Source organism: Natrinema salsiterrestre (assembly GCF_029502005.1).
Taxonomy (GTDB): domain Archaea; phylum Halobacteriota; class Halobacteria; order Halobacteriales; family Natrialbaceae; genus Natrinema; species Natrinema salsiterrestre.
On record NZ_JAMQOT010000005.1, the window covers coordinates 422,448 to 432,990 of the forward strand.

The 10,543-nt window shown below is 63.9% G+C and carries 7 protein-coding genes and 1 rRNA gene; 4 read left to right on the plus strand and 4 right to left on the minus strand.

The window, feature by feature from the left end; all coding sequences use genetic code 11:
* Positions 1 to 72 precede the first annotated feature (72 nt).
* Positions 73 to 1,464: an NAD(P)/FAD-dependent oxidoreductase gene (locus NDI89_RS16355; protein WP_277522946.1), complete on the plus strand. Its 1,392-nt coding sequence runs from the start codon at positions 73 to 75 to the stop codon at positions 1,462 to 1,464.
* A gap of 145 nt (positions 1,465 to 1,609) precedes the next feature.
* Complete coding sequence (locus NDI89_RS16360; protein WP_277522947.1) at positions 1,610 to 2,524, plus strand: cytochrome c oxidase subunit 3; 915 nt, start codon at positions 1,610 to 1,612, stop codon at positions 2,522 to 2,524.
* 59 nt (positions 2,525 to 2,583) lie between these two features.
* Here NDI89_RS16360 and NDI89_RS16365 read toward each other — a convergent pair whose 3' ends face one another.
* Positions 2,584 to 4,164 (minus strand): RICIN domain-containing protein, encoded by a 1,581-nt coding sequence (locus NDI89_RS16365; protein ID WP_277522949.1) that lies wholly within the window; start codon positions 4,162 to 4,164, stop codon positions 2,584 to 2,586.
* A gap of 951 nt (positions 4,165 to 5,115) precedes the next feature.
* Between NDI89_RS16365 and NDI89_RS16370 the strand changes: the two genes are divergently transcribed.
* Positions 5,116 to 5,940, plus strand: a complete 825-nt coding sequence (locus NDI89_RS16370; RefSeq protein ID WP_277522952.1) for a manganese catalase family protein — start codon at positions 5,116 to 5,118, stop codon at positions 5,938 to 5,940.
* A 60-nt stretch (positions 5,941 to 6,000) separates the two neighbouring features.
* On the opposite strand, the gene NDI89_RS16375 is transcribed toward NDI89_RS16370, so the two are convergent.
* Complete coding sequence (locus NDI89_RS16375) at positions 6,001 to 6,585, minus strand: DUF7979 domain-containing protein (protein WP_277522953.1); 585 nt, start codon at positions 6,583 to 6,585, stop codon at positions 6,001 to 6,003.
* Complete coding sequence (locus NDI89_RS16380; protein WP_277522955.1) at positions 6,582 to 8,870, minus strand: DUF6789 family protein; 2,289 nt, start codon at positions 8,868 to 8,870, stop codon at positions 6,582 to 6,584. The genes NDI89_RS16375 and NDI89_RS16380 overlap by 4 nt, the downstream gene beginning before the upstream one ends.
* 220 nt (positions 8,871 to 9,090) lie before the next feature.
* Between NDI89_RS16380 and coxB the strand changes: the two genes are divergently transcribed.
* Complete coding sequence (gene coxB / locus NDI89_RS16385) at positions 9,091 to 9,867, plus strand: cytochrome c oxidase subunit II (RefSeq protein WP_277522958.1); 777 nt, start codon at positions 9,091 to 9,093, stop codon at positions 9,865 to 9,867.
* 588 nt (positions 9,868 to 10,455) lie between these two features.
* Here the strand turns inward: coxB and rrf are convergent.
* Positions 10,456 to 10,543 (minus strand): 5S ribosomal RNA (gene rrf, locus NDI89_RS16390); the annotation flags it as partial.

The window sequence follows — 10,543 nt, forward strand, 5'->3', positions numbered from 1 at the left end:
ACCGCGATCGGATCGATCGTCCATAAATTCGCCTCGCAGTTTTTATAATGGCTCAATGAGTCTCCACGGCGTATGGAACGCGTAGACGTCGCGATCGTCGGCGGGGGTCCCGCTGGTGCATCCGCGGCCGAACGGGCCGCCGCCCACGGCGCAGAGACGGTCCTCTTCGAGCAGGGGGTGCCCCGAGAGGACCGCGAGGGGCCGGGACCGGATTCGACCGACGCCGCCGGGATGCTCGACTACTGGATCGACATCATGGGGTTCGACTATCGAGAGATTCCCGACGAGGTCATCCACCGGGAACTCGAGGCGACCGAGTTCGTTGGACCGAACAGCCGCGTCGAATTGACCTCGACCGGCATGGAGGCCACCTATCCCAAGTTCGGATACACCTTCCACCGCGCGCGCATGGACGACTGGCTCCACGAACGCGCGGCCGACGCGGGCGCTGACCTGCGCGTCGGCACCGGCGTGAAGGACCTCGAGACCGACCTGCGAGCCTCGAGTTCGAAGGGACCGACCCACACGCTGACGCTCTCGAACGGCGACGAGCTCGAGGCCCAGTACGTCGTCCTCGCGGACGGGCCACAGCGCCGAATCACGCTCGACGCCCTCGATCAGTTCACGGGACCCGGCCGGAGCGTCTCCGATCACCTCTCGCCGCCCGAGGCGAACCACATCGCCTACCAGGAGTATCGGGAGTTTCCGGACGAACTCTTCGCGGAGTTCGAGGACACGTTGAAGTTCTGGTGGGGGTACATGCCCGGCGAAACGGCCTATCCCTGGGTCTTCCCGAACGACGGCACGGTCGCTCGCGTCGGGCTCACGATGCCCATCGGGATGACCCTCGAGGACGTGGACGACCCCGGATCCTACAAGCTCCTGCGGCCGGACGACGAGCGGATCCCCTCGGGGGCGGAGTACATCACGCGCCTGCTCGAGCAGGAGTACGGCGACGAGTACGACGTCGAGGAAGACATTCCGCGCGTCGAGGACCGCGGCAAATCGAAGGGGACGGAAACCTATCCGATCTCCTCGACGCGACCGATCGAGTCGCCCGTCGGCGCGAACATCGCCGTCGCCGGCGGCGCGATGGGGACGACCTCCGCCTTCCACGAAGGCGGCTACCACGTCGCCGTCCGCACCGGCAAGATCGCCGGCCGTCTGGCCGCGACGGACTCGCTCGCGAACTACAACGACGTCTGGAAGCGCGCGATCGGCGACGAGATCCTGCGCAACGTCGCCTTCGCCGATATCGTCGCCGACTACGGCCCCGACGACTGGGACTGGGCCTTCGACACCATCAACGACATGCAGGGTACCGGGTCGGACAACGCGCTGGTCAGCAAGAAGTTCTCCGCCGGCCTCGACGCCGCGAAGGTCATGGCGACGTACAAACGACAGAAATTCAAGTACCGCGGCGGCGGGTACGTCCAGCTCTCGGAGGACGACTACTTCTACTGAGCCGACCGTTCTGCGGTTTCCCGGGGTTCTGACGACTGGTCACGCGAGCTCGCGCCTGCGGTCGACGGTGGCGCTATGGCTGTATCAGCAGCCTAACTGCCCGTACGCCGTGGTCCTTTTTCCGGGCCGACGTGGAAGCGGGGATATGGCCTCTGGTGGCCGCGCCGATCCGCCCGACGAGAACGGTCCTCGAGCCGACGGCTCCGATCACCGCGTTCCCGGGGGGCAGGCACCCGAAGAGTACGGCGATCACCGCGGCCGCGGCGACCACGACGATCACGGCCACGAACACCGGAGTCGCTGGCCGCTGATCGCCGCCGCCGGGGCCGCCGGGCTCTACGGCGGAGCCGCCGTCTCCATCCTCGGACGCGAGACCGGACTCCTCCCGCCGCTGCTCGGCGTCGGCCTCGCCGTCGTCGGGACCGTCGTCCTGCTGGCCGGCGTCTTGGGCTGGCTCGAGCAGGCGTTTTTAGCACCCGCTCGAGACGCACAGGGCGTGTCCAAGTCCCGCGAATCGTACGTCTCGACGACGCTCCTCTTCCTCGCGACCGACGTGTCGACGTTCGGCGCGCTGTTCATCTACTACGCCTTCGTCAGAATCGGGAGCTGGCCGCCCGAGGAGCTCCCGCCGCTGCTGGGCTCGCTCGTGCTCGTCAACACCGCCGTTCTGGTCACCAGCAGCGTCACCTTCCACTACGCACACGAGGCGCTCGAGGGCGGCGACCGGCGGCGATTCCTCGGCCTTCTCGGGACGACGCTCGGACTCGGCCTAGTGTTTCTCGCCGGTCAGGTCTACGAGTACTACGAGTTCGTCACCGCGGAAGGATTCACGCTCGCGAGCGGGGTCTTCGGGACCGCCTTCTTCGGCCTGACCGGGCTCCACGGATTCCACGTCGCCCTCGGCGTCGCCGGTATCGCCGTGCTCTGTTGGCGGACGCTTCGGGGCCACTACGGCCCGGATCGAGACACGTCAGTCGCGACCGTCTCGCTGTACTGGCACTTCGTCGACGTCGTCTGGCTCGTCCTCGTCGCCGTCCTCTACGTCGGCGCATCGGTATGACGGTCTCGAGGCGAGGCGACAACGGTCCGGCGAAAACCGCCACGAGCGTCAGCGGGCACTCACACCGGTGGTTCGGCGTAGGGATCCTCGACCGCTCGAGCCCACTGCGCCAACCACTCCCGAAGCCCAGTGTCGGGAACCGACAGCGAGTGTGCGGTTTCCTCGAGGGTCGGATAGCCGCCGACTTCCTCCTGACTGTCGATGATCGCCCCCGACTGCTGCTGAACATCGTCGATGAGTCGGCGGTCGTGGGGCGTCCGGTCTGCCGGACGCGCACCCGCGTTCACGACGGCGTGATCGAGCACGTACCGGTTCGGCAATGCGTCCAAACTGTCGGGCCACAGCGGTCGGGACTCGAGTTCCGTCACGTCTCCGGTGAGCGGCGCGTTCACGTCGGAGGTGTTGTCCGCGAGGTACGCGCGACCGTGTTGGATGACGTAGTCCTCCGAAGAGTACGGCGTTCGGCGGTATGTGTTGCCGACGATATCAGCGACGGCGTCGTCGTCCAGGTTCGTGACCTCGTTACCGGCCGCGATCACGTTGTTGACCGCGACGCTTCTGGTTCCGGACTTCAGTCTCGGCTGTCGGTTGTCGCTCTGGGCCCAGACGTTCCCCAGGAGGGCGACGTCCGTGGCGTCGTCACCGACGAGCGTCCCCGCGGAGTGTGGGTACGGCCCGCTGGCGTCGTGAAGCCCCTCCGCGATGAGGTTGTTCGAGAGCGTCGTCCGGTCGGTCCGGTAGCCGACCGACATGACCTCGTCGACGCTCCATGTCGCGGTGCAGTGGTCGATGACGTTGTTCGACGTCCCGTGACCGGTGTTGATCGCGTCGGGAGTCCAGTCGCGCTCGTTGCCGGCGTCGCCCGGTTTCGACCGGATGTGCTGGACGATGCAGTCGTTCGCGCCGATGGAGAACTGCCCTCGGACGAGGGTGATCCCCGGCGAGGGTGCCGTCTGGCCGGCCAGGAACAATTTATCGTTTTCGACCGTGAGCCACTGCTCCTCGAGATCGATGACGCCGCCGACCTCGAAGACGACCACGCGCGGCCCGCTGGCGTTGACGGCCGCCGCCAACGCTTCCCGGGTCAACTCCGTGACCCTGATAACGCGGGTGTCGTCGTCCAGCCACTCGGCCGCCGTCGCGAACCCGTCGTCGGGTGCGAAGTGAGATTCCGGTTCCGCCGCCGACCCCGAGTCATCGCCGCCGTCCGAAACCTCCGTAAACCGGAAGTGCTGGTTGGCACTGTTCCCCCATCCCCACTGCTGGAGCGACGCGCCGTGGTTCGTTGACCCACCTGTAACGTCGAGAACGAGACCGCTACCGACGTTTTCGATGCGGTATCGATCACCGGTGACGTGTTCGATGCGGAACCGCTGCCTAGGCCGATCCAACCAGTCCCACTGCTCGACCGCTGCGCCGTGGCCGTCGGTCCCCCCGTCGATCGTCAGCGCCTTGCCAGTGTAGTCGTTGATGAGACGGTATTCGTCACCGTCACCGACCCGTTGGACGTGCCATTTCTGGTTTTCTCCCCGCCACCATCCCCACTGCTGGACGGCCCCGCCGTTCGCTGTCGACCCTCCCTCGACGTCGAGAACCAGACCCGAATGGGCGGCTTCGATACGGTACGTTTCGCCTGCCAAACGGTCATCAGTCCCCGTGTTTGACGAACCGGTGACGCTCCCGGCCGCGCTACCCAGTACCCCCATCGATGCGACTGCCGCGAGATACGATCTGCGTGTTTCGTTTCTGTCTCCCATCGTCCTTTCCCCTGAACTGCGACGGCTACCGTCGGTGTCTCTCCGCAGTAGCGCCGCGACCGTAATGCGTTGTTATATCACTTTAACCTATTGTAATTTTCTATATAATGGTTGTATAAAGTGAATAATGTGTGACGGAAATCGTCCACAAACTCCTGACCACCCTGCTGGAAGCCGAAAAGCGGTCCACCGAAGACGGCTGCGGAGAACGCTCCCCAGTCTGCACCATAACTCCGACATATTGATGAGAATCGTCGCCGACGACTCTCGAGACGCGGGAGCGACACCTGCCAACGGAACAGTACGAGACTCCCGGTAGCGGCCATGCATCGCACGGGCGTCCGTGGGACGGCCTTCACAATCGAGTTCGCGGACTCGGTCACTCGAGATCGATCTCGAGGACGTGTAGCCTCGGTGAGTTACACTCACAGAAATTCGACTGACCGAGGGGCTGCAGACTGCCATCGGGCCGAATCTGGACGATACCGATCTCCTCACAACGGTCACATCTGGCGGCCACTCGTTGGTTGTCGTCGTTGTCGCCCACCGGACTCACCTCGGGAGCGGATCGTACCACGGCGAGCGACGAAAAACCCCGGTGGTCGCCCGGTTACGGGGGACGGTGATACGAATGCTCAATTCGAGTGAGTCCGCAACCCGTCGACGAACTCCGCGGCCCTCGAGGCGACACGCTATCGGTATCCAGATGTCAGTCATTCGGTCAACCTATCGTCAGCGCCGACCGATCTCGCTCGAACTAGTACCAGCCAGTCTTACGTTCACTACCGTCCACGACAGTGGTTTATTTCGGTGGTTGTGGACAAAGTCGAGTGGATGTTCTACCAAGAACCGGAGCTACAGTACGAGGTCACCGTCGAACAACCGGACCCCCACTTCGCGAAGCTCCTCCAGCAAGCGATCGGTGGACAGGAAGGCGAGATGCGCGTCGCCCTCCAGTATATGTTCCAGGCCTGGGCGGTTCCGGAGGACCACGCCGAATACCGGAACCTGTTGATGGAGACCGCCGCCGAGGAACTCGGCCACATCGAAATGCTCGCGTCGGCCGTCACGAAGAACCTCCGCGGCTCCTCGAAGAGCATGAGCGACGAGGTCGAAGAGACCGCGGAGGCGGCCGAGGCGATGACCGCACAGAGTCCGCGTCAGTTCCTCTCTTCCGGCGAGTCGGCGATGCCGGTCGACAGCAACGGCGTCCCCTTCACCGGAAACTACGTCGTCGCGTCGGGCAACCTCGCCGGCGACCTCTACGCGAACGTGATGGCGGAGGCGACCGGCCGTACCCTCGCGACCAGACTCTGGGAGTACACCGACGATCCCGGCATGAAGGACATGCTCTCGTACCTGATCGCCCGCGACACCCAACACCAGAACCAGTGGCTGCAGGCCTTAGAGACGCTGGACGATCCGGTCCCCGTCCCGGCGAGCTTCCCGCAGGATCAGGAAAACCAGGAGTACAACTACACGTTCATGTCGACGAGGCGTGACGAGCAGCCCGACCCCGAGATGCCCTGGACGCAGGGGGATTCGCCGGACGGCAACGGCCAGTTCTCCTACGCACCCGGCCAGCCGGGCGACGGAGAGGTCATCGCCCCCGACCCGGACCCGATGACGAACGACGAGCCCAACAGGACCGACGACTGAATCGGCCGCCGTCTCGCGACGGCCCCGATATCGATCCATCAGTCCGTCCGGTCAGACCCCTCAGTCCGCCCGGTCACCCTGAATCCGCTCCTCGAAACCCGCCAACTTCCGATATATCGGCGGCGTCAGGACGCCGATGATTCCCAGAAGAATCCCGATCGCGCCGATCGGGAACAGCAACGGCGCGACGTCGAGACAGGAGTTTTGCGACGTGATCTGCACGTAGAAGCGATCGCCCTCGTACTCGACGAGCACCCCATCGAGCAACGCCTCCCGGTTCGCCAACTCGCCGTCGACTTTCGCCTCCCGGAGCGGGCTCTCGATCGCCTCCTCGAGGGCCTCTCGTTCGGCCGGCGAGAGTTCCCCCGCGGGCAGTGTTTCGATAGTCGCCGGCGGCGTCTCACCGTCGGCCACGGGCTCCGCCGTGATACTGGGCGACCCACAGAGACCGATCCCGTCCTGAACGACGACGTAGCCCCCCGCGATCGCGAGGGGGAGACCGGCGGCGATCAGGAGGACGCCCAGAAAGGGGGCCGCATAGGTCAATACCAGCGATTCGGAAGATATCGTCGGCTCGATTGGACCAGTGCTATCGGTCGCGGGCGGTTCGGTCGCGTCGGGCGAAGCGTCCTCACCGTCGCTCATCGGTACTCGTCCTCCCCCGTCGACGGACGACGTCGACGGCCCCCGAGATACGCGATCGTCCCCGCGAGACCCAGCCCGTAGATCCAGTGTGCGAGCAAGACGAACAGCAGGTACGCGACCACCTCGAGCCCGGTCTGACCGGTGTAGAAGGCGATCGCGAATCCGGAAGAAATCACCGTCGCGTACCACAGGCCGGTGACGAGCGTGAGTTCCCCCGGCAGGTACTCGCCCAGCGACAGAAACAGCAGGGACCAGACCGACATCCCGCCTGCGAGGAACAGGCCGTATCCGAGGCCGAGGTTCGCCGGCAACCCGACGAGCGTCGCCAGATTCGCGAACGACTCGAGGTCGAACACGCCCAACGCCACCGCCAGGAGGAGCACCCCGGTCATGAGCATCGTCCCGACGAAGCCACCGGCCGCGCCGATACCGGCGTCGTTCGCGACCGTTCGTGCGACGGGCTCGATACGATCATAGAGCGATCGCGGGCGCTCCGCCTCTGCAGGCACATACGACCGGCGGACCGTCTCGGGTTCGGTCGGCGCGATTCCGCGCTCGCGCTCGAGTCGATCCTCGAACCACTGCCACTCGGGCGTGAACTGCTCGGTCGCCTTCAGCTCCCAGGGATCGGTCGTCTCGATCGGCGTCCCCTGAAAGTACGACCAGAGCATGTTGTAGAGCCACATGAGGACGCTGATCCCGATGATGAACGCCCCCACCGTCGCGACGACCTGTAGCCCCGAGTACCCCGGTGGATAGGTCGCGTATCGGCGAGGGAGCTCGAGAAAGCCGAGCGCCATCAGGGTCATGAACGTGAGCGCCGACCCGATGACCAGCAGCGACGACTGGAAGATCGCGAGCCGTCGATCGTACATCCGGCCGGTAAGCATTGGATACCAGTAGTAGCTCGCGGCGAACATCATGAGCGGGATGATCCCCATGAGGATGAGGTGGAAGTGGCCGACGACGTAGTAGGTCCCGTGATACATCACGTCGACGGGGATGACGGCGAGGAAGATCCCCGTGACACCGCCGACGATGAACAGGCCGATCGAGCCGATACAGAGGATCGTCGGTGCGGCCAGCCTCACGTCGCCGTTCCACATGGTAGTGATCCAGTTGAACACCTTGATCGCGCTCGGGACGGCGATGGCGATCGAGGTGGCCATGAAACTCGCCCGAACGCGGGGATCGACGCCGGTTACGAACATGTGGTGTGCCCAGACGCCGAACGAGAGCACCCCGATGGCGATCGTCGAGTAGACGATGAACTTGAATCCGAACAGCTTGCGGCCGACGAACTTCGGGAGGATCAGGCTCATCAGTCCGGTCGCCGGCAGGAAAATGATGTAGACTTCCGGATGGCCCCAGAACCAGAGCAGATGTTGCCAGAGAATCGGACCGCCGCCCTCGACCGCGAAGAACGTCGTCCCGAAGTTGCGATCGAACAGGAGCATGAGCAGGGCCGTGCCGAGCAGGGGGAACGCGAAGACGATGATCGCGCTCGTGACGAGCATGTTCCACGAGAAGATGTCGAGGTTCGCCCAGCCGATCGACTCGTCGCGCTCGTAGATAACCGTCGTGATGAAATTGATCGCCCCGATCGTGGTAGCGATGCCACTCAAGTGGAGCCCGAGCAAGAGGAAATTAGTCTGCGGATTCGGGGCCAGCGATAACGGCGGATACATCGTCCACCCGATCGCCGGCTCCTGAAACGCGAGCAGAACCGAGATCCAGTCGGTCGGCACGATGACCGCGAGGATCATACCCGTCACTTCCGCAATTATTCCCAACCTGGAAAGCAAGAGCGCGGGCGGCAGCAACCAGAATCCGACCGCGTTGAGCCGCGGAAACGCCATGTCGTCGGCCCCGATCAGCAACGGGAGGAAGTAGTTCCCGATCCCGAAGAACACCGGCGTAACGAAGAAGATCAGCATGGTCAGCCCGTGCATCGTGAACAGCTCGTTGTACGTCTGCTCGGTCCAGATATTCGCCTCCGGCGTCAACAGATGCGTTCGGATCATCATCGCGTCGATCCCGCCCCAGATCGCCGCGACGGTCCCGAAAGCGATGTAGAGCATCCCGACTTCCCGGTGGTTCGTCGTCGTCGTCCAGCGAACGGCTGCGGCCTTCGCGTCACTGAGGGTAACCCGTCCGTAGCGGCCCATCGCGTAGCCGCCGTCCGGCGCTGGCTCCACTCGTCCCCGCTGTGCCAGGAGGACCACTAGCAGACAGCTGCCGACGACGGCACCGAATACCGAAACCTCGGCGAGCGCACGGTTCATCGTCGTCCGTCACCTCCGCTGGCCCGAGCGCACTGCCCGTCGCCGTACATAGCGATGGACTCACCATCGGCCCCAATAAAGTTGAACTGACAATTACGTGAGTGTCGTCATCATTGACGCATCACTCAGCCCGTATCTGCGGTCTACGACCGGTACACTGTCGTGACAGTAACTCGAGCTATGACGGACATATATTACGCCGACCGTCGAAGCCACGGCAATGAGTCGCCGTCGACGCACCTTCACCGCAGTCGTCGTCACAAGTTTCTCGAGCCTTCTCGTACTAACTGCATCCGTCGCCGCACAGTCGGAAAACCGCGATCTCATCGACGGCCTCGAGTACCAGCTTCTCTACGTCGCTCTCCCCCTGACGCTCTTCGTCCTCGTGATCCTGATCTACGCGGCCGTCAAGTTCCACGACAACGACGATCCGCAGCCGACCACGGAGGATCCTGCCCTCGAAATTACCTGGACCGCCGCGACGGCGATCATCCTGCTGTTCGTCGGCCTCTCCGGCTACAGCGTCCTCGTCAGCCCGTACGTGTCTCCGTCACAGGCCCTCGACGCCGACGACCGCAGTCAGGGGGAAATCGGATCGTTCGAAGACCTTCCCGACACGGGCGACGAGGAGATCCACGTTCGCGGATACCAGTGGGAGTGGCAAGCGACCTATCCCGAATCGAACGCCACGACCGAGGACGAAATCGTGATCCCGGCCGATCGAAACGTCACCGTCTGGCTCACCAGTGACGACGTCGTTCACTCGCTGTTCGTGCCTGATCTAGCCGTCAAACAGGACGCATTCCCCGGCCGCTATACCCGCGCCCGAACGATCGTCTCCGAACCCGGCCGCTACGACGCCGTCTGCGCCGAATTCTGCGGTGCCGGCCACTCTCGGATGGACGCCGCGATCGTCGTCGTCGAACCCGACACCTACGATCAATGGCTCGCGGAGACCGACGGTGAGAACGTCACCGAGCCGCCTGAGCCCAACTGAGAACCGACGCTGTTCGGTCACTCGAATCGTCTCACGCCGGATCGGTCGCACGAACGGGGACGGGACGACAGAGGCGACTCGAGCCTGCAAGAGTTAAACCGGCCCCGTTCCTAGAACTGGTGCGTGCCTTTAGTCCCCGTCCGAGCAAACCCATTCGGGTGCGATGACAGCACGGCGAACCCGGGCACGCAACAGTAGTACCCCGGGGAGCTCCCACGAGGTCCCCCGCCCGGCACGAGGGTTAGCCAGCCGACGCGGCACGCCGCCACGGGATGAGGCTGGACGTTAGTGTTCCGGGTGACATTTTCACGCAATAGTAGATTACGAACCATAATTCCGTTATACTCGACGAAACGGGTCAGCGCTGGCTATTCGAGAACGTCGCAGTGACTCCTTAGAGAACGATTCCACGTCGGGAGGGGGCGTGACGGGGTCAGTCGGTGTCTGATACGAGCTCGGTCGCTCTGCATCGTCGGGACGGTTCGAATATCGGTTCCGAATACAGTGTTACTACTGGAACCAGCGGTATATACGCAGAAACCCCCACAGGACCACGACGCAGTGGCTCTGTGGGGGTGAAAGTATGAGTGGTGGCGGCGAAACGAGTTTCCCAGAGGGTCGCCCACTCCAGTACTCACCGTAACGCAGGCGAGCTTATCTTCCGTGTTCGGGATGG